17 protein-coding genes are annotated in these 18,853 nt (G+C 72.4%); 10 read left to right on the top strand and 7 right to left on the bottom strand.

What is annotated here, in order from left to right; all coding sequences use genetic code 11:
- Nucleotides 1–6: 6 nt before the first annotated feature.
- The 7 genes from BLW17_RS13280 to BLW17_RS13250 all read right to left on the bottom strand — a co-directional run bounded on the left by BLW17_RS13280 (nt 7) and on the right by BLW17_RS13250 (nt 9,161).
- On the bottom strand, nt 7–1,146 hold the full coding sequence (locus BLW17_RS13280; RefSeq protein ID WP_170835611.1) for a M20/M25/M40 family metallo-hydrolase: 1,140 nt from the start codon (nt 1,144–1,146) through the stop codon (nt 7–9).
- Complete coding sequence (locus tag BLW17_RS13275) at nt 1,146–2,321, bottom strand: M20 aminoacylase family protein (protein ID WP_036735963.1); 1,176 nt, start codon at nt 2,319–2,321, stop codon at nt 1,146–1,148. Before BLW17_RS13275 ends, BLW17_RS13280 begins: the two co-directional genes overlap by 1 nt.
- Nucleotides 2,322–2,389: 68 nt before the next feature.
- Entirely contained in the window at nt 2,390–4,048 is a 1,659-nt protein-coding gene (locus BLW17_RS13270) for an ABC transporter ATP-binding protein (RefSeq protein ID WP_036736167.1), read from the bottom strand.
- On the bottom strand, nt 4,048–4,833 hold the full coding sequence (locus tag BLW17_RS13265) for an ABC transporter permease (RefSeq protein ID WP_081969248.1): 786 nt from the start codon (nt 4,831–4,833) through the stop codon (nt 4,048–4,050). Before BLW17_RS13265 ends, BLW17_RS13270 begins: the two co-directional genes overlap by 1 nt.
- A 74-nt stretch (nt 4,834–4,907) precedes the next feature.
- Entirely contained in the window at nt 4,908–5,849 is a 942-nt protein-coding gene (locus BLW17_RS13260) for an ABC transporter permease (protein ID WP_043130917.1), read from the bottom strand.
- Between the two features lie 111 nt (nt 5,850–5,960).
- Entirely contained in the window at nt 5,961–7,544 is a 1,584-nt protein-coding gene (locus tag BLW17_RS13255) for an ABC transporter substrate-binding protein (protein ID WP_036736175.1), read from the bottom strand.
- Nucleotides 7,545–7,613: 69 nt separating this feature from the next.
- Nucleotides 7,614–9,161, bottom strand: a complete 1,548-nt coding sequence (locus tag BLW17_RS13250) for a M81 family metallopeptidase (RefSeq protein WP_052176611.1) — start codon at nt 9,159–9,161, stop codon at nt 7,614–7,616.
- Nucleotides 9,162–9,219: 58 nt separating this feature from the next.
- Here BLW17_RS13250 and BLW17_RS13245 point away from each other — a divergent pair, with 58 nt between their 5' ends.
- The 10 genes from BLW17_RS13245 (at nt 9,220) to BLW17_RS13200 (ending at nt 18,531) form a co-directional block, all read left to right on the top strand.
- Nucleotides 9,220–10,050: an IclR family transcriptional regulator gene (locus BLW17_RS13245; protein WP_081969247.1), complete on the top strand. Its 831-nt coding sequence runs from the start codon at nt 9,220–9,222 to the stop codon at nt 10,048–10,050.
- Between the two features lie 234 nt (nt 10,051–10,284).
- On the top strand, nt 10,285–10,422 hold the full coding sequence (hemP, locus tag BLW17_RS13240; protein WP_074826909.1) for a hemin uptake protein HemP: 138 nt from the start codon (nt 10,285–10,287) through the stop codon (nt 10,420–10,422).
- 22 nt (nt 10,423–10,444) lie between these two features.
- Nucleotides 10,445–11,713 (top strand): imelysin family protein, encoded by a 1,269-nt coding sequence (locus BLW17_RS13235; RefSeq protein WP_036737056.1) that lies wholly within the window; start codon nt 10,445–10,447, stop codon nt 11,711–11,713.
- A gap of 110 nt (nt 11,714–11,823) precedes the next feature.
- Complete coding sequence (locus BLW17_RS13230; RefSeq protein WP_083388377.1) at nt 11,824–13,422, top strand: di-heme oxidoreductase family protein; 1,599 nt, start codon at nt 11,824–11,826, stop codon at nt 13,420–13,422.
- Entirely contained in the window at nt 13,404–14,390 is a 987-nt protein-coding gene (locus tag BLW17_RS13225) for an imelysin family protein (protein ID WP_074826814.1), read from the top strand. Before BLW17_RS13230 ends, BLW17_RS13225 begins: the two co-directional genes overlap by 19 nt.
- On the top strand, nt 14,390–15,448 hold the full coding sequence (locus BLW17_RS13220; protein ID WP_074826811.1) for a DUF1513 domain-containing protein: 1,059 nt from the start codon (nt 14,390–14,392) through the stop codon (nt 15,446–15,448). The genes BLW17_RS13225 and BLW17_RS13220 overlap by 1 nt, the downstream gene beginning before the upstream one ends.
- Before the next feature lie 78 nt (nt 15,449–15,526).
- Nucleotides 15,527–15,838 carry a ribbon-helix-helix domain-containing protein gene (locus BLW17_RS13215; RefSeq protein WP_036736864.1) on the top strand — a complete coding sequence of 104 codons (312 nt, stop codon included), beginning with the start codon at nt 15,527–15,529 and terminating at the stop codon, nt 15,836–15,838.
- Between the two features lie 69 nt (nt 15,839–15,907).
- On the top strand, nt 15,908–16,303 hold the full coding sequence (locus BLW17_RS13210) for a VOC family protein (RefSeq protein ID WP_036736865.1): 396 nt from the start codon (nt 15,908–15,910) through the stop codon (nt 16,301–16,303).
- A gap of 140 nt (nt 16,304–16,443) precedes the next feature.
- Nucleotides 16,444–16,941, top strand: coding sequence for a twin-arginine translocation pathway signal (locus tag BLW17_RS13205; protein ID WP_036736868.1), 498 nt, complete (start codon nt 16,444–16,446; stop codon nt 16,939–16,941).
- A gap of 12 nt (nt 16,942–16,953) precedes the next feature.
- Nucleotides 16,954–18,531 (top strand): GMC family oxidoreductase, encoded by a 1,578-nt coding sequence (locus BLW17_RS13200; protein WP_036736866.1) that lies wholly within the window; start codon nt 16,954–16,956, stop codon nt 18,529–18,531.
- Nucleotides 18,532–18,853 lie beyond the last annotated feature (322 nt).

Here is an 18,853-nt window from a genome sequence, read left to right as displayed (position 1 = left end):
TTCGTCCTACCCCCGGATCTCCATGAACAACCCCGCCGCAAGCCGGGCTCGTTCGACGAGGCTGTCGGTCTCGATATGCTCGTCCAGCGTATGCAGCCCGGCGCCGCGGACGCCGATGGAATCGAGCGTCGGAATCCCCAGCGCGCCGGTGAAGTTCCCGTCCGAGCCGCCGCCCGAGCTCTCGTGCGTCAGATCGAACCCCAGCCGGCCGCAGATGTCGCGGGCGAGGGCGTAAAGCTGCATCGTGCCGGGCTGCTCGGGCGCCCACACCGGGCGGGTCACGCCGCGGGTCACGGTGAACTCGACCCCGTTGCGCTCGCCCTGCATCGCCATCAGCGCCGCCACCCCGCCGTCCAGGTCACCTTTGGTCTTGGCCATGCTGAGCAGCTCGGCCTCGCAGCGCGAGGGGACGCAGTTCACCCACTGCCCGGCATGGATCACGCCGACCGAGAAGGTGCAGTCGTCGCCCGTCAGCGCCTCGATGTCGAGGATGCGGCGGGCCATCTCGGCGATGGCCGAGCGGCCCTCGCGCAGCGCCCAGCCGGCGTGGCTCGGGCGGCCCTCGGTCAGCAGGTCGAAGCGGGCGATGGCGTAGCGGCCCGTCACCGCGCCGCCGTCGCGGAGCGCGGGTTCGGGCAGCAGGACGGCGGCGTTGCGGCGCGCCTCGTCCTCGATGAGCGTGCGGGTGGCGGGGGTGCCGACCTCTTCGTCGGGGGTGAAGAGGAAGGTGACCGGCAGCGGCGTCCGGGCGCCCGCCGCGTGCAGCAGCCGCGCGGCCTCGAGCATGGCGAAGTTGCCGCCCTTCATGTCCTGGATGCCCGGCCCCCAGGCCTTGCCGCCCTCGACCCGCCACGGGTTCTTCTCCAGCACGCCGACGGGGTGGACCGTGTCCATGTGCCCCGAGACGAGCACCCCCTTGACCCGCCCGTGATCGGGATGCGGCACACGGATGCGGATCGAGCCGCCGAACCCGCCCGAGGCAGGGATGCGGTCCACGGTGCAGCCCCAGCCCTCGGCATCGCGGGCGGCGAGGTCCATCATCCGGGTGACGGCGTCCGCGTCCCAGGTCGGGCTTTCGCATTCGATCCAGGGGCGCAGCCGGGCGAGCATCTCGCCCTCGTCGAAGGGCAAGGCCAGCGGGTCCATCACGCGGCCTCGCGCAGCGGCAGCCGGCGCTCGACGATCCGGGCGAGGATCGAGGCGCCGACCGGCAGACAGCCGGGGTCGAGCACGAAGCCCGGGTTGTGCAGCGGCACGGTGCCCGCGTGGCCCAGCCGCAGATAGGCGCCGGGGACGACCTGCAGCATGTCGGCGAAATCCTCGGACCCGGTCATCGGCGGGTCGCCGTCATGGACCAGATCGGCGCCGACCACGTCGCGGGCCGCGTCGAGATAGGCGTCCGACAGGTCGGGGTCGTTCATCAGCACGTCGAAGGCGTTGCGGATGTCGACCTCGATCGTGACGCCGTAGGCGAGCGCCAGCCCCTCGCACAGGGTCCGCATCCGGCTTTCGGCCAACTCGAGCACCTCGGGGCGGAAATAGCGGATCGTGCCGGCGAGCGTGGCCGTCTCGGGCACCACGTTATAGGCGGTGCCGGCGTGGCTTTGCGTCACCGACAGCACGCAGGTGTCGAGCGGCGGGACGTTGCGGGCCACGATGGTCTGCAACTGCCCGACCAGCGTGGCCGCGATCACCAGCGCGTCGCGGGCGTGCTGGGGCTGGGCGGCGTGGCTGCCGCGGCCGGTGATGGCGATGTCGAAGAACGCCGCCCCTGCCATCGCCGCGCCCTTGGTCAGGCCCACGCGGTTCACCTGCCCGTCGGGGGTGTTGTGCAGCCCGTAGGCCTCGTCGACCGGGAACCGCTCGAACAGCCCCTCGTCGATCATCCGGCGCGCGCCGCCCAGCCCCTCTTCGGCGGGCTGGAAGATCAGCACCGCGGTGCCGTCGAACTCTCGCGTGGCGGCGAGGTATTCGGCGGCGCCCAGCAGCATGGTGGTGTGGCCGTCATGGCCGCAGGCGTGCATCGTGCCGGGGTTCTGCGAGGCGTAGTCCACCCCCGAAGCCTCATGGATCGGCAGCGCATCCATGTCGGCGCGCAGCCCGATGCGGCGGTTGCCCTGCCCCTTGCCGCGGATCACCGCGACGATGCCGGTGCCGCCGATCCCCTCGTGGATCTCGTCGACCCCGGCCGCCCGCAGCGCCTCGGCCACGCGGGCGGCGGTGCGGGTCTCCTGAAACCCCAGCTCGGGATGGGCGTGGAGGTCGCGGAAGAACGCCGTCAGCGCCTCGGCGCGCTCGGCGATGGGGGACAGGGTGGGCATGGTCGGTTCCTTTCGTCAGGCGGGCGGTGCAGGTGGGCCACGGGCGGCGAGGGCTGCCCGCGGCCGCCTCAGGCGGCGGGAGGGGGCGGCGACGCGGTCGCGGGCGCCGCAGTTTCCCGGAAATGCTGGAAATCCCAGCCCCGGCCGGGCGCGGCCTCGATCAGCGCGCGGGTGTAGGCGTGGGTTGGGTGGGCCAGCACCTCGGCCGCGGGGCCGTGTTCCACGACCCGGCCCCGCTGCATCACCAGCACGTCGTCGCAGATCTGCGCCGCGACGCGCAGGTCGTGGGTGATGAAGACGATGGCGATGCCGAAATCCTGCTGGATGCGGTCCAGCAATTCGAGCACCTGCGCCTGGACCGAGACGTCGAGCGCGCTCACCGCCTCGTCCGCGACCAGCACCTCGGGGCGCATGGCGACGGCGCGGGCGATGGCGATGCGCTGGCGCTGGCCGCCCGAGAACTGGTGCGGATAGCGGTCCATCGCATCCGCCGGCAGGCCCACGATCTGCAACAGTCGCCGCGCTTCGGCCAGCGCCTCGGCGCGGGGCGTGCCGTAGTTGCGCGGCCCCTCGATCAGGCTGTCGGCGATCTTCCAGCGCGGGTTGAGCGAGCGGTTGGGGTCCTGAAAGACGATCTGGATGCGCTTGCGGTGGGGCCGCAGCGCGCCGCGCGAGAGATGCGCGATGTCGGCCCCGGCGAGGGAGATGCGGCCCTCGGTCGGCTCGATCAGGCGCATGATGCAGCGCGCGACCGTGGACTTGCCCGAGCCGCTTTCCCCCACGATGCCCAGCGTCCGGCCCGGCGGCAGGGCAAACCCCACATCGGCCGCGGCGCGGGTCTGGCCATAGCGCTTGCCCAGCCCCGCGACGTCCAGCACCGCGGGCGCCGCCGCGCCGGCCGGGCGCGGCTCGCGCGGCACGAGGCTCGGCACGGCGGTCAGAAGCTGGCGCGTATAGGCCTCGCGCGGGTCGCGCAGGATGGTGCCGATGGGGCCGGTCTCGACGATCCGCCCGTGCCGCATCACGGCCACGCTGTCGGCGATCTCGGCCACCACCCCCATGTCGTGGGTGATGAAGAGGACCGCGGTGCCGTGCGCCTCTTTCAGCTCGTCGATGAGGGTCAGGATCTGCTTCTGCGTGGTCACGTCCAGCGCCGTCGTCGGCTCGTCGGCGATCAGCAGCGCCGGGCCGAGGATCAGCGCCATGGCGATCATCACCCGCTGGCGCTGGCCGCCCGACAGCTCGTGCGGATAGGCGCGCAGGATGCGGTCGATGTCGGGCATGTGGACCTGGGCGAGGATCTCGCGCACCCGCGCGTCCGATCCCGCGCCACCCTGCCCGTGCAGGCGCAGCACCTCGGCCACCTGCTCGCCCACCCGCAGGACCGGGTTCAGCGCGGTCATCGGCTCCTGGAAGATCATCGCCATGCGGCTGGCCCTGAGCGCGCGCAGCTCGGCCGGGGACTTGTCGAGCAGCGCCTCGGCCCCCAGCCGGATCGCGCCGCCGGTGACGGTCAGCGCGTCGGGCAGAAGCCCCATCGTGGCCAGCGAGGTGACCGACTTGCCCGAGCCGCTTTCGCCCACCAGGCACAGCGTCTCGCCCCGGCGGATGGTCAGGTCGATGCCGTCCAGCACCGGGGGGGCCGAGGCGTTGCCGGCCAGCCGCACGGTCAGGCCGCGGATCGTCAGGACCTCGGGTTCGGCGGAATAGTCGCGGGTGCGGTGCATCAGCCGGCCCTCTTCTTCAGGCGCGGGTCCAGCATGTCGCGGGCCGCGTCGCCCAGCAGGTTGACCGACAGGATGCAGAGCGACAGCACCAGGCCGGGCCACAGGATCAGTTCCGGCTTGATGCGGAAGAAGGTCCGCCCCTCGGCCATGATGTTGCCCCAGGTCGGCGTCTCGGTGCTGACGCCCGCGCCGAGGAAGGACAGGATCGCCTCGGTCAGGATCGCCGAGGCGAGGATATAGGTGCCCTGCACGATCATCGGCGCGATGGTGTTGGGCAGCAGGTGGCGCACGAGCACCGAGGGCAGCGGCGTGCCGAGGGCCAGCGCGGCCTCGACATACGGCTCTTCGCGGGCCGACAGCACCACCGCGCGGACGAGGCGGACGACGCGCGGGATCTCGGGGATGGTGATCGCGGCGATGACCGAGCCGATCGAGGGCCCGTTGAGTGCCACCAGCGCGATGGCCAGCAGGATCGCGGGGATCGCCATCAGCGCGTCCATGATCCGCATCACGATCGCGTCCATGGTGCGGAAGAAACCCGCCACCAGCCCGATCGCCATGCCGATCAGGACCGAGACGACCGCCGCGCCGATCCCGATCAGCAGCGAGACACGGCCGCCCCACAGCACCCGGCTGAACAGGTCGCGGCCGAAGTTGTCGGTGCCCAGCGGATGGTCGGCGGTGGGCGGTTTCAGCCGTTGCAGCGGGTCCATGGCCAGCGGGTCATGCGGCGCGATCCACGGCGCGGCCAGCGCCGCCAGCGCGATCAGCGCCAGCACCACCATGGCCACGCGGGGCGCCCAGCCGAACTGCGCCAGGACCGCGCCGAGGCGCGATTGGGGGGGAAGCGTCGCGTCGGTCAATAGCGGATCCTCGGGTCAAAGAGCGTGTAGGACAGGTCGATGAGCAGGTTCACCAGCACATAGATGGCGCTGGTCAGCAGGATCATGGCCTGGATCACGGGGTAGTCGCGGGCCAGCACCGCATCGACCGTCAGCCGCCCGATGCCGGGGATGTTGAAGACGCTTTCGGTCACCACCACGCCCGAGATCAGCAGCGCGAAGCCCGTGCCGATCACCGTCAGGATCGGGACGGCGGCGTTCCTGAGCGCGTGGTGGAACAGCACCGTGCGCTCGGGCGCGCCCTTGGCGCGGGCGGTGCGGATATAATCCTCGCCCAGCACCTCGAGCATGTTGGCGCGCGTCATCCGGGCGATCAGCGCCACATAGATGGTGGTCAGCGTCAGCGCCGGCAGGAAGGCCTTGTGCAGGAACGGCAGCAGCCCCTGCGAGATCGGGGTGAAGCCCTGCACCGGGAACCAGCCCAGCTTGATCGAGAACAGCAGGATCAGCAGATAACCGATGACGAAGACGGGGACGGAAAAGCCCAGCACCGAGAACGTCATCACGAGGTAGTCGACCCATTTCCGGTGCCGCCAGGCGGCCAGCACCCCCATCGGCACGGCCAGCGCCACCGACATCAGGATGGTCAGCACGGCGATGGACAGCGTCGGGCCCAATCGCGCGCCGATCAGCTCGGTCACCGGCTTGTTCGAGATCAGCGACGTGCCCAGATCGCCGCGCGCGAGCTGCCCGACCCAGGTGACGAACTGCACCGGGATCGGATCGTTCAGCCCCATCGCGTCACGGATGCGCTCGAGCTGGGCGGGGGTGGCCTGATCGCCCGCGATGATCGCCGCGGGGTCGCCCGGCGTCAGCCTCAGCAGCAGGAAGACGAACACCGCGACGATGACCAGCACCGGGATCACGGCGAGGATGCGGCGCAGGATATAGCCCAGCATGGCTGTCCTTTCGCGGGGGAAGCAGGTCGGGGAAAAGCAGGGCGGGGTACGCAGGTCGGGGGCGAGGCAGATCGGGGGGCGGACCGGCTGCGGCCCGCCCCCCGGCAGCGGTCAGCCGTCGGTCTTCTCGATGTTCCAGAACACCGGGACGGGCGAGCCGATCATGTTCTGGATGTTCGCCCGCCGCGCCTGCGGCAGCGTGTACTGCCCCAGCGGCACCAGCAGCACGTTGTCGAGCGCGTGGGTCTGGACCTTCTCGGCCACCGCCTTCTGCTCTTCCGGGGTCTGGGCGGCGATGAACTCGGTCTTGAGCGTCTCGGCGGCCTCGTCGGTCGGCCAGCCGAACCACGCCTCGTTGCCGCGCCCGTTCAGCATCGGGTTGCCCAGCGGATTCGAGATTTCCGGCACCATCCAGTTGGTGATGAACATGTTCCAGCCGCCCTCGGCGGGCGCGGCCTGGCTGGCGCGGCGGGTCACCAGCGTCTGCCAGTCCATCGGCTGCAGCTCGACCGTGAAGCCCGCGTCGCGCAGCATCTGGGCGATGACCACCGGCTGGGCCTGCAGCGCGACCATGTCGGTCGGCTGCATGATGACGACCGGCGTGCCGTCATAGCCGGAGTCCTTGAGCAGCGTCTTGGCCTCCTCGATCCCGCCGCCCTTGGTCAGGCTGTCGGCGCCCGTCTCGCTGCCGAGCGGCGTCCCGCAGCCCAGCACCGCGCCGCAGATCTGGTAGTACTGGGGGTTGCCGATCATCGCCGCCAGCACCGGCTCCTGGCTGATCGCCTTGAGCGCGGCCTGCCGGACCTTGGGGTTGTCGAAGGGCGGGTGCAGAAAGTTCATCCGCACCATGGTCTGCATCCCGGTCGGCTCGCGCACCTCGACCTTGACGTTGTCGTCCCCCTCGAGCAGCGGCAGCAGGTCCACCTGCATCTGCTCGATATAGTCGATCTCGCCCGACATCAGCGCATTCGCGGCGGTCTGGACGTCGGGCATGGTGATCCACTTCACCTTGTCCACCTTGACCGTCTTGCCGCCCGCCATCCAGTTGGCCGGCTCGCTGCGCGGCACGTAGTCGGGGTTCTTCTCATAGGTGACGCTGACGCCGGGCTGGAACTCGGCCTCGACGAAGCGGAACGGGCCGGAGCCGGTATAATCGGTGATGTTCTCGTCGACCGAGGTCGCCGCGACCCGCGCCGGCATGATGAAGGGCGGCAGGGCGGACTGCTTGGACAGCACGTCGAGCATCGGCACGAACGGCTCTTTCAGCGTCCAGGTGATGGTCTTGTCGTCGGTGGCGGTCAGGCTCGCGGTCTTGTCCATGATGATCTGGCCGCCGGCATCCTTCTTGGCCCAGCGTTCGAGCGAGGCCACCGCGTCCGCCGCCGTCACCGGCGCGCCGTCGTGGAACTTGAGCCCGTCGCGCAGGGTGAAGGTGTAGGTCAGCTTGTCGTCCGAGACGGTCCAGTCGGCCATCTGCGGCTGCGGCTGGAACTTGTCGTCCTGCGCGATCAGCACGTCATAGATCATGTAGGCATGGTCGCGGGTGATGTGCGCGGTGGTCATCACCGGGTCGAGCACGCGAAGGCCCGAGTGCATCACCGCGGTGAGGGTGGTCTCGGCCCAGGCCGCGCCCGAAAGCGCGGTGGCGGCAAGCAACCCGGCGGCAAGCCGGGTGGTCAGGCGAAAGTGGAACATGGTCGGTCGGTCTCCTTGCTGGGGGGCGCGGCCGGTCTTGGTGCCATTGGCGCAGGTGAAACGGGCAGGCTAGGGCGGCGCGGCTGCCGCGGCGGGGGCGGTGGCGGCAGCAGCGTCGTCCGCGGCGGGACGCGGCGCCAGCCGCAGACCGGGCCGCAGCCGGGTGAAGGACAGAGAGGCGGGCGACAGCGGCATCGGGCCGGGCGCGACGGCGGTCAGCAGCGCCTCTGCGATGGGCTGGAAGTCGGCGCGGAAATGGGCCGAGCTCTTCACCACGAGGATCGCCTGATCCTCGGGCGCGATGCCGACGAAGCGGAACATCTCGCGGTCGGCCATCTGGGTCTTGGCCGAGGTCAGCACCACCCGCACCCCCGTCGCCTCCACCGCGCGCAGACTGGCCGAGGGCCCCAGCTCGAGCGTGGCCCCGCCATAGAAGGGGCCCGTCGCATGGCAGAGGCCGTCCGACAGACGCTCGACCGTGAACCGCCCGGCGTAGGGCGCGTCGCCCGGCGTGCCCGAGCGGCCGCCGAGGGTCAGGTCCAGCGTCGCCCCCTCGCCCGCCGCATGGGCGGCCGCGGCCGCGGCGGCATCGACGATCAGCCCGATCGCGGCCCGCTCCGCCCCGCAGGCGATGAGCGCGGCCAGCATCCCGGTCGTGTCGCTGTCCCCGCCCGCGCCGGGGTTGTCCTGCGTATCGGCGATGACGACCGGCCGCGCGGCGCCCTGCGCCAGCGTCATGGCGCGGCGCACGGCCTCCTCGGGGGCCAGCGCCTCGCCGGCGAACTCCGCCTCGGCGGCGGCCACGGCGGCGGCGACCTCGTCGCAGGCGGCCTGCACCGCCGCCGCGTCGGGCCCGTATGCCACGACCGAGGGGCCGCAATCGGCGATGTCGGCGGCCGGGAAGCCCATGAAGAGCGACAGCGACGCCACCCCCGCGCGCGGCCGCGCGGCGAGGTCGTAGAGCCGCCCGCCCGGCTGGCCCAGGGTGGACTGCCAGGCGATGGGGATGAGGAAATCGAGCTGCCGGAACGCCTTGTGGTCGCGCGCCCCGCCCATCAGCCGGTCGAGCTGCGCGGCGGCCCGACGGCCGGTGTCGTTCATGACCACGTGGGGATAGGTGCGGAACCCCTCGAGCAGGTCGGCGGCCGCCACCATCCGGGCCGAGACGTTGCCATGCAGGTCGAGCGCCGCCACCACCGGCACCCCGGGGCCGACCACGGCGCGGACCCGGTCCAGCAGCGCGCCCTCGCCGTCCTCTTCATGCGCGGCCACCATGGCCCCGTGCAGGTCCAGGAACACCCCGTCCAGCGGCAGCGCGGCGGCGATGCCGTCCACGATCTCGGCGGTGATCCGGTCATAGGCCTCGGCGGTGACGGGGGCCGAGGGGACCGCCCCGGCGTAGAGGACCGGCACCACCTGCCAGCCCACCGCATCGGCATGGGCGAGTGCCCCCGAGATCGGCAGGTTCAACCCGCGGTCGGCCGCCAGCAGGGCCGGGCCACGCGACAGGGGCAGGTAGCCGCCGCCGTGGCGGAACGCCTCGAGGCCCGCCGGAGTCGGGGCAAAGCTGTTGCTCTCATGAACGAACCCGGCAAAGGCGACGCGCTTGCGGCTCATGTCCTCCCCGCGGCAAGGTGTATTGCCTGTCGATACGATTGCATTGCATGATCAGCCTATGGAGCCCCACGACCACGAGTCAAGCACCAACCTGCCCGCCTCAACCCTCGGTGCGACCGAGGCCGGCGCCGAGGGCGACCGGCTGTTCATCCAGTCGGCAGCCCGCACGATGCGTGTGCTGGAAAGCTTCGCCGGGGCCGCCGGGCCGATGTCGCTGTCCGAGATCGCGGCCGCGACCGGCATGAACCGATCCGCGGCGCAGCGCGTGGTCCACACGCTGCGATCGCTGGGCTATCTGATCCAGGCCGAAGGCGGGACCGGCTTCCTGCCCGGCCCGCGGGTGCTCGACCTCGCCTACGGGCAGCTGCGGCTGCACCCGTGGATCGCCCAGGCCAGCGGCGTGCTGATCGAGCTTCGCCGCAATGTGCGCGAGCGCGTGGACCTGTCGCTGCACGACGACCTGCGGATGATCTATGCGCTGCGCCAGCAGTCCAAGCGCGAGACGTGGTTCGCCACGCTGGTCGGCCACAGCGTGCCCGTCTGGTGCACCTCGGGCGGGTGGGCGGTGCTGGCGGCGCTGCCCGAGGCCGAGGTCGACGACATCCTGGCCCGCGCGCCCTATCACAAGATCACCGCCCGCACCCTGACCGACCCGGCCGAGATCCGCGACCGCGTGGCCGAGACGCGCGCGCGCGGCTATTCGCTGGCACTCCACCAGATCCAGATCGGCGAGATCGCCCTCGGCGTGGCGCTCACCGGGCGCGACGGACGCCCCTGGGGCGCCGTCCACGTCGCCGCCTCGCTGTCGGAGTGGTCGCCCAAGGACTTCGCTGCCCGCATCGCCCCCCTCGCCATCGAGGCGGCGCTGGCGATCCGGATGGGGGGGTGATGGTCGGTGCTGGCGGGATAGCGACTGGACGTTAGAGGTGCCGCCTGGCGCCCCCGCCCGCGCGGTAGAAGCGCGCAGCACTTTCTCGTTAGCCCCCTCATCAACCCACCCACACCCCCCCCTTGACACCGCCCACTCCTGACGCAATGACTCAGGCATATTAGCCGACCAAAGTAGTCACCTTAGGGGCGCCTCATGAACGACCTGAGCTTCCGCGGCAGCGACCGCGTCGCCATGCCCGTCTTGCCCACTGTGCCGCTGCACGATGCGACCGCGCTGACCGAGGGCGGGCATCTCGCGCAGATCGCGCTCGACGGGCAGATCTACACGCTGCGGATCACCCGCGCCGGCAAGCTGATCCTCACCAAGTAACCCACGAAACGGAGCCTCGCCGATGCGGCTGACCCCCTCTTTCCTCGCGCTGGCGCTGGCCCTCGGCGCGCAGGCCGGCCACGCCGCGGCGCCGGCGCCCACGCCCGATGGGGTCGTCTCGACCTATGCCGACATCGCCGCGGCGGCCTATGGCGACAGCCTCACGACCGCGCGGGCGCTGCAATCGGCGGTGGCCGCGCTCGTCGCGGCACCCTCGGCCGAGACGCTCGACGCCGCGCGCCGCGCCTGGATCGCCGCCCGCGCGCCCTATCAGCAGACCGAGGCCTTCCGCTTCGGCAACCCCATCGTCGACGACTGGGAGGGGCGGGTGAACGCCTGGCCGCTGGACGAGGGGCTGATCGACTACGTCGCCGCGGGCACTCCGGCGGCCGAGGACAACGAGCTGGCGCAGCTCAACGTCATCGCCAACCCGACGCTGCAGCTCGGCGCCCAGACGCTCGACGCCACGACCATCACCCCCGACACGATCCGCGCCCTGCACGAGGCCGGCGGGATCGAGGCGAACGTCGCCTCGGGCTATCACGCGATCGAGTTCCTGCTCTGGGGGCAGGACCTGAACGGCACCGGGCCGGGGGCGGGCGCGCGGCCCTTCACCGACTACGTGCAAGGCGCGGGCTGCACCGGCGGCAATTGCGACCGGCGCGCGGCCTATCTGACCGCGGCGACCGAGCTGCTGGTGAGCGACCTCGGTGAGATGGCCGGGAACTGGGCCAAGGGCGGCGCGGCGCGCGCGGCGGTGACGGCGAACCCGCAGGCGGGGCTCAACGCCATGCTGACCGGCATGGGCAGCCTCAGCTATGGCGAGCAGGCGGGTGAGCGGATGCGGCTCGGCCTGATGCTGAACGACCCCGAGGAAGAGCACGACTGCTTCTCGGACCAGACCCACATGAGCCACTATTACGACGGCCTCGGCATCCAGAACGTCTATCTCGGCCGCTACGCCCGCCCGGACGGCAGCGTGGTCGAGGGGCCGTCGCTCTCGGCGCTCGTCGCGGCGCGGGATGCGGGCGTGGATGAGGCGCTGCGGCGCGATCTCGACACGACGATGACGGCGCTCGGCGCCTTGCGCGACAAGGCCGAGGCGGGGATGGCCTATGACCAGATGCTCGCCCCCGGCAATGCCGAGGGTGCCGCGGCGATCACCGCGGGGGTCGATGCGCTGGTCGCGCAGACCCGCTCGATCGAGCGGGCGGTGGCGGCGCTGGGGCTCGACAAGATCGCGTTCGAGGGGTCGGACAGCCTCGACAACCCCGACGCGGTGTTCCAGTGAGCCGCGGCCGGGGCGGGTCGGCGGCCCGTCCCGACCCGGCCGCCTGAACCCCCTGCCCCGGCCGCCCCGCGCGGCCGGCGCCGTTCCCCTGACACACCCCGCAGGCCCCGATGATCCCGCGCCCCCTCATTGCCCTCTGCGCCCTCGGCCTCGCCACGGCGGCCTGGGCCGAGACGCCGTCCGACGCGGTGCGCGCCGTGCCGGTCGCCCCCGACACCACCCCCGCCGCCGACCCCGCCGCCGCCACGCGCGACTGGCGGACCGAGCCGCATCTCTCGATCATCCCCCGCACCGCGGCCGAGACGGCGCGGATCGCGGGCGTCCTCGCCCCGCCCGCCGATTTCACCGCCCCCGAGCCGTTCGAGACGAAGCCCGCGGGCGCCGCCACCACCCGGCTGATCCCCACCGCCGACGCCTTCTCGCAGTTCTCGCCCAACATGGCGGTCGAACGCGAGATGGACTTCAAGATCGGCAACGGCATCTTCCGCAAGCTCTGGGTCGGGGCGCCGTCCTCGACGCGGGGCAGCGACGGGCTGGGGCCGCTCTTCAACGCGCGGGCCTGCCAGAACTGCCACATCAAGGACGGCCGCGGGCATACGCCGGACGGCCCCGAGGACAGCCGCGTGTCGGCCTTCCTGCGGCTCTCGGTCCCCGGCGGGCCGGGGCGGCCCGAGATCCCCGGCTATCACCCGACCCGGCCCGACCCGGTCTATGGCGGGCAGCTTCAGGACCTCGCGCTCGAAGGCTATCTGGCCGAGGCGCGGATGGGGGTGCGCTGGACCGAGCAACCGGTGACGCTGGCCGACGGCACGGTCGTCAACCTCCGCGCGCCTACCTATGCGGTCGAGGCGCCCGCCTACGGGCCGCCGCATCCGGCGCTGCAGACCTCGCCCCGCGTCGCGCCGCAGATGATCGGGCTGGGGCTGATCGAGGCGATCCCGGTCGCCGACATCGTCGCCGCCGCGGACGAGGACGACGCGGACGGCGACGGCATCTCGGGGCGGGCGCAGATCGTCTGGTCGTCCGAGTTCGACCGCCCGATGCTGGGCCGCTTCGGCCACAAGGCGGGCAACGCCACGATCCGCGAACAGTCGGCCAGCGCCTTTGCCGGCGACATGGGGCTGTCGAACCCGCTGTTCCCCGACCCCGCGGGCGAGTGCACCGAGGCGCAGCCCGACTGCCGCGCCGCCCCCGCGGGGCAGGAACCGGGGGTCCGCGACGGGCTCGAGGTGGACGGGCCGAGCCTCGACCTCGTGACCTTCTACTCGCGCAACCTCGCCGTGCCGGAACGCCGCAACGCCGCCGACCCGCAGGTGCTGCGCGGCAAGGAAATCGCCTATGCCATCGGCTGCACGTCCTGCCACCGGCCCAAGTTCGTGACCCACCGCCTGGCCGACCGGCCCGAGCAGAGCTTCCAGCTCATCTGGCCCTATTCGGACCTGCTGCTGCACGACATGGGCGAGGGGCTGGCCGACCACCGCCCCGAGGCCCGCGCCGACGGGCGCGAGTGGCGGACCGCGCCCTTGTGGGGGATCGCGCTCAACGGCAAGGTGACCGGGGTGGAAAGCTATCTGCACGACGGCCGCGCGCGGTCGCTGATCGAGGCGGTGCTGTGGCACGGCGGCGAGGCGCAGCCCGCCCGCGACGCCGTGGTGGCGCTGCCCACCAAGGAGAGGGAGGCGCTGATCGCATGGCTCGCATCGCTCTGACGCTGGCGCTGGGGATGCTCGCCGCGCCCCTCGCCCACCCCGCCACCGCCGACGTGGCCGAGGCCGTCGCGGTGATCGCCCCGGCCTACGAAACGCTCGCGGACCGCACCGCGGCGCTGGCCGAGGCCGCGGCCCGCGACTGCGCGCCCGAGGCGCTGCGCCCGGACTATCAGGACGCCTGGGACGCCTGGGCGCGCATCGACTTCCTGCGGCTCGGCGCGGTGGAACGCGACGGGCGCGGGCTCGCGATGGCCTTCTGGCCCGACCCCAAGGCCTCGGGCCTGCGGGCGCAGCAGGCGGTGCTGGCCGATGGCGCGGCGGTCGCCGACCGGCCCGCGGACTTCGCCCAGCTGTCGGTCGCCATGCGCGGGCTCTCGGGGCTTGAGCGGCTGCTCTACCCCTCGGCACTCACGGGGTCCGAGGCCGATGTCTGCCGCCTGACCCGCGCCACCGCCGCCGACCTCGCCCGGATCGCGGCCGAGATCGCCGCCGACTGGCCGGCGCAGGCGGCGCTGCTGACCGCGCCGGGCGGCGCCAACACCACCTATCTGACCGAGACCGAGGCGCGGCAGGCGCTGTTCACGCAACTCGTCACCGGGCTCACGACCCTCGAGACGACGCGGCTCGGCCGCCCGCTCGGCAGTTTCGACAAGCCCCGCCCCGAGCGCGCCGAGGCCGCCGCCGCCGGCCGCAGCCTGCGGAACGTGGCGCAGTCGCTCGGCGGGATGCGCGACCTCGCGCTGGCACTGCATAGCCCCGCGCCGCAGACGCAGGCCGCCTTTGACCGCGCGCTGGCGCTGGCCGAGGGACTGGACGACCCGGTCTTCGCCGGGGTGGCCGACCCTCAGGGGAGGCTCAAGGTCGAGATCCTGCAGCAGGCCGTCACCGCCGCACGCGCCGCGGTCGAGGCCGAGATCGGCCCGGCGCTCGGCGTCTCGGCCGGGTTCAACGCCCAGGACGGCGACTGATGAGCGACCGCCGCACGCTGCTCAAGGGGCTGGCCGCTGCCCTGCTGCTGCCGGCCCGCGGCTGGGCCACGGTCGGCGCCCCCGCCTGGGTCGCCGCTGCCCGCCACCCGGACGGCAGCCACGCCCTGCACGGCATCGCCGCCGATGGCGCGCTGACCTTTGCGGTGCCCCTGCCCGGCCGCGGCCACGCCGCCGCCATCCACCCCGAGCGCGCCGAGGCGGTCGCCTTTGCCCGCCGCCCCGGCGTCTTCGGCGTGGCGCTCGACTGCCGCACCGGCGCGGTGATCCGCCGCCTTGCCCCGCCCGAAGGCCGCCAGTTCAACGGCCACGGCGCCTTCTCGCCGGACGGGACGCGGCTCTATACCTCCGAGGTGGTGGCCGAGGGCTCGGCCGGCCGGGTCGGCATCTGGGACAGCCGCGACTATCGCCGGCTGGGCGAGTGGGACTCGGCCGGGATCGGCCCGCATGAGCTGCGCGTGCGTCCCGACGGCACGCTGGTGGTGGCGAACGGCGGCATCGCCACCGACCCCGAGGACCGCACGCCGCTGAACCTCGACACGATGCGCGCGAACCTCGCCGTGCTGGACGCCGAGGGCGCGCTGCTCTCGCGCCACGAGCTGGCGCCCGAGCTGGCGCGGAACTCGATCCGCCACCTCGCGCTGACCGGCGCGGGCGTGGCCTTCGCGATGCAGTGGCAGGGCGAGGCGACCGAGCCGGTGCCGCTGCTCGGGCTGGCGCAGGGCGACGGGCTGACCCTCTGCCCCGCGCCCGAGGCCGAGGCGCTGGCGATGCAGGGCTACGCCGGCTCGATCGCGGCCAACGCCGGGCTGATCGCGGTCACCTCGCCGCGCGGCGGGGTGGCGTTGATCCACGACGCGGCGGGCGCGCATCTGGCGACGCTGCGCCGCGCCGATCTGTGCGGCGCGGCCCCCGCCCCGGACGCGGCCTTCACCCTGACCGACGGCGCCGGCGCCGTGTGGACCGCCGACCCCGACGGCCTGCGCCTGCGCGCCCGGCACGAGCTGGCGTGGGACAACCATCTGATCGCGGTGGGGTGAGGCCCCCCCTCCCCCGCCTTCCTTGACAGACCGGCCCCCTGCGCCGCATCGTCGGGGTCAGGCGTAAGGAACCCCGCCATGTGCCGAATGTTCGCCCATCAGGACATGAGCCGCTACCAGCCGCTGACCCGGCGGCTGCGGCTGAACGGGCAGTCGACCTCGATCCGGCTCGAGCGCGCGTTCTGGAAGATCCTCGACCAGATCGCGGCCGAGGAAGGGCTGACCACCCCGGCCTTCATCTCGCGCCTGCACGACGAGGTGCTGCTGTCGCAGGGCGAGGCGACCAACTTCACCTCGCTGCTGCGCTGCGCCTGCCTGACCCGCGCCGAGATGGGGGCCGCGGCCGCGCTGCTGGCACGGGCGCCGGAGCTCGACCGAAAGTCGGCGTAGTAGCCCCCTACTACCCCCGCCGCCGCCAAGGCCGCACACTGGCCCCCTGCACAACCGCAAGGGGGACAGATGGCCAAGGCCGTGCACATGATGATCCGGGTCCTCGACGAGGCGCGGGCGATCGCCTTCTACCGCGACGGCTTCGGGCTGGACCGGATCGAGACGCATCGCTTCGACGGGTTCTCGCTCATCTACCTGTCGAACGCCGAGACCGGGTTCGAGATCGAGCTGACGGTGAACGCCGACCGGACCGAGCCCTATGACCTGGGCGACGGCTACGGCCATGTGGCCTTCGTCGTGGACGACCTGCCCGCCGCCCACCGGCGGCTGGCCGACCTCGGCCACGCGCCGCGCGACATCAAGTCGTTCCTCAAGGACGGCCAGCCCTTCGCGCGGTTCTTCTTCGTCGCGGACCCCGACGGCTACCAGATCGAGGTGATCGAACGGGGGGGCCGCTTCGCCTGAGCGCCCCGCCGCGCGGGGAGGCGCGGCCGGGCCAGTTCCAAAGCAACCCAAGGGGGAGGGGGAAGCCAGTGGAGACCACCGAGACACGCGCCCGGCCGGATGCGGGCGCCGCGGCGGGCGCAGAGCCCGCGCCGCGCGGGCTGACGCGCCGCGCCCTGCTGGCGCGCGGCGCCGCCTTCGGCACGACGCTGATCGTCGGCGCGGGCTTCGTGACCGCGCGGGACGCCGCCTGGGCAGTCGAGGTCACGACGCTCAAGCCCGAGACCATGGCCACGCTGATCCAGATGGCGCGCGACATCTATCCGCACGACCGCCTGGCCGACCGCTTCTACGCCGTCGCGGTCAAGGGCTACGACGATCCCGCCAAGGCGGAGATGGTCGAGGCCGGGATCGCCGCGCTGGACGCCGCCGCCCGCGGCCGCGGCTTCACCTCCTACGCCGCCGCGCGGTGGGAGAGCGACCGCACCGCCATCCTGCAGGACATCGAGCGCGGCGACTTCTTCCAGACCGTCCGCTCGGGGCTGGTGACCGGGCTCTACAACCAGAAAGAGGTCTGGCCGCTCTTCGGCTACGAGGGCGAGAGCTACTCGAAAGGCGGCTACATCAACCGCGGCTTCGACGACATCGACTGGCTGTAAGGGGGACGGATCATGGCAAATCCTGCACGTTTCGATCTGGCCGACGACAGCGTCGTGGTCGTGATCGGCACCGGCGCCGGGGGCGGCGTCCTGGCCAACGAGCTGGCGCAGAAGGGCGTCAAGGTCGTGGCACTCGAGGCCGGGGGCCGCTACCTGCCCGAGGACTACATCAACGACGAATGGGACAGCTTCGGCCAGCTCGCCTGGACCGACACGCGCACGACCAGCGGCGACTGGCGCGTGGCCCGCGACTTCAAGAACCTGCCGGCGTGGATCGTCAAGGCGGTGGGGGGCACCTCGATCCACTGGGCCGGCGCCTCGATCCGCTTCCAGCCGCACGAGTGGAAGGCGCGCACGATCTATGGCGCGGTGGCGGGCGCGAACCTGCTCGACTGGCCGATCGACGCCGACGAGATGGCGCCCTGGTACGACCGCGCCGAGGCGAAGCTGGGCGTCACCCGCACCGGCGACCGCCCCGGCCTGCCGGGGTCGAACAACTACAAGGTGTTCGAGACAGGCGCCCGCGCCATCGGCTGCACCGAAGTCCACACCGGGCGCATGGCGATCAACAGCGTCGAATACGACGACCGGATGGCCTGCCAGCAGACCGGGTTCTGCTTTCAGGGCTGCAAATGGGGCGCCAAGTGGTCGGCCGCCTATACCGACATCCCGCGCGGCGAGGCCACCGGCAACCTCGAGGTGCGCGAGCGCTGCCACGTCATGCGGATCGAGCATGACGACAGCGGCAAGGTCACCGGCGGCGTCTACAAGGACGCCAACGGCACCGAGCAGCGGCAGGGCGCGCGCGTGGTCTGCGTCGCGGGCAACTCGATCGAAAGCCCGCGGCTCTTGCTCAACAGCGCCTCGAACCTGTTCCCCGACGGGCTCGCCAACAGCTCGGGCCAGGTCGGGCGCAACTACATGCGCCACACCACCGGCTCGGTCTACGGCATCTTCGAGAAGCCGGTGCGGATGTGGCGCGGCACGACCATGGCCGGGATCATCCAGGACGAGGCGCGCCACGACCCCTCGCGCGGGTTCGTCGGCGGCTACGAGCTCGAGACGCTGAGCCTCGGGCTGCCGTTCATGGCCGCGTTCCTCGACCCCGGCGGCTGGGGGCGGTCGTTCACCACCGCGCTCGACGCCTATGAGAACATGGCCGGGATGTGGATCGTGGGCGAGGACATGCCGCAGGAAACGAACCGCGTGACGCTGAACGCCGAGGTCACGGACGACCACGGGATGCCGGTCGCGGACGTGCACTACAGCGACCATCCGAACGACGTGGCCATGCGCGAGCACGCCTATGAGAAGGGCATCGCCATCTACAAGGCGGTGGGCGCCACGCGGACGCTGCCGACGCCGCCCTACCCCTCGACCCACAACCTCGGGACCAACCGGATGTCGGAACACGCCCGCGACGGGGTGGTGAACCGGCACGGGCAAAGCCACGACATCGCCAACCTGTTCGTCTCGGACGGCAGCCAGTTCACCACCGGCGCGGCCGAGAACCCGACGCTGACCATCGTGGCGCTGGCGATCCGGCAGGCCGAGCACATCGCCGGCGAGATGGCCAAGGGCAATCTGTGAACCCGTCTGCGCCGCCGCGCGCGGCGCAGTCCCCCTTATCCGCGGCCGGGGTCCGCCCGTGACCCCCGGCGCAACCCCCGGGAGGACATGATGACGAGACTGCTTTGCACGGCCGCCGCGCTGGCGCTGGCGGCGGCGCTGCCGGCGGCGGGCCAGACGGCGGCCCCCGCTCCGGCCGCGGCCCCTGCCCCGGCCGCGGCCCCTGCCCCGGCCGCGGCACCCGCCCCAGCCACGGACACGACGGCGCAGGGCACGGGGGCGACCCCCAGCGCCGCGCCGGCGCCGATCGCCGCCGCCACCGCGCCCGAGGGCACCGCCGCCG

It is taken from the genome of Paracoccus sanguinis, assembly GCF_900106665.1.
GTDB lineage: Bacteria > Pseudomonadota > Alphaproteobacteria > Rhodobacterales > Rhodobacteraceae > Paracoccus > Paracoccus panacisoli.
The sequence above is the reverse complement of the archived record's forward strand: the minus strand, read 5'-3'. Positions and strand labels throughout refer to the sequence as shown.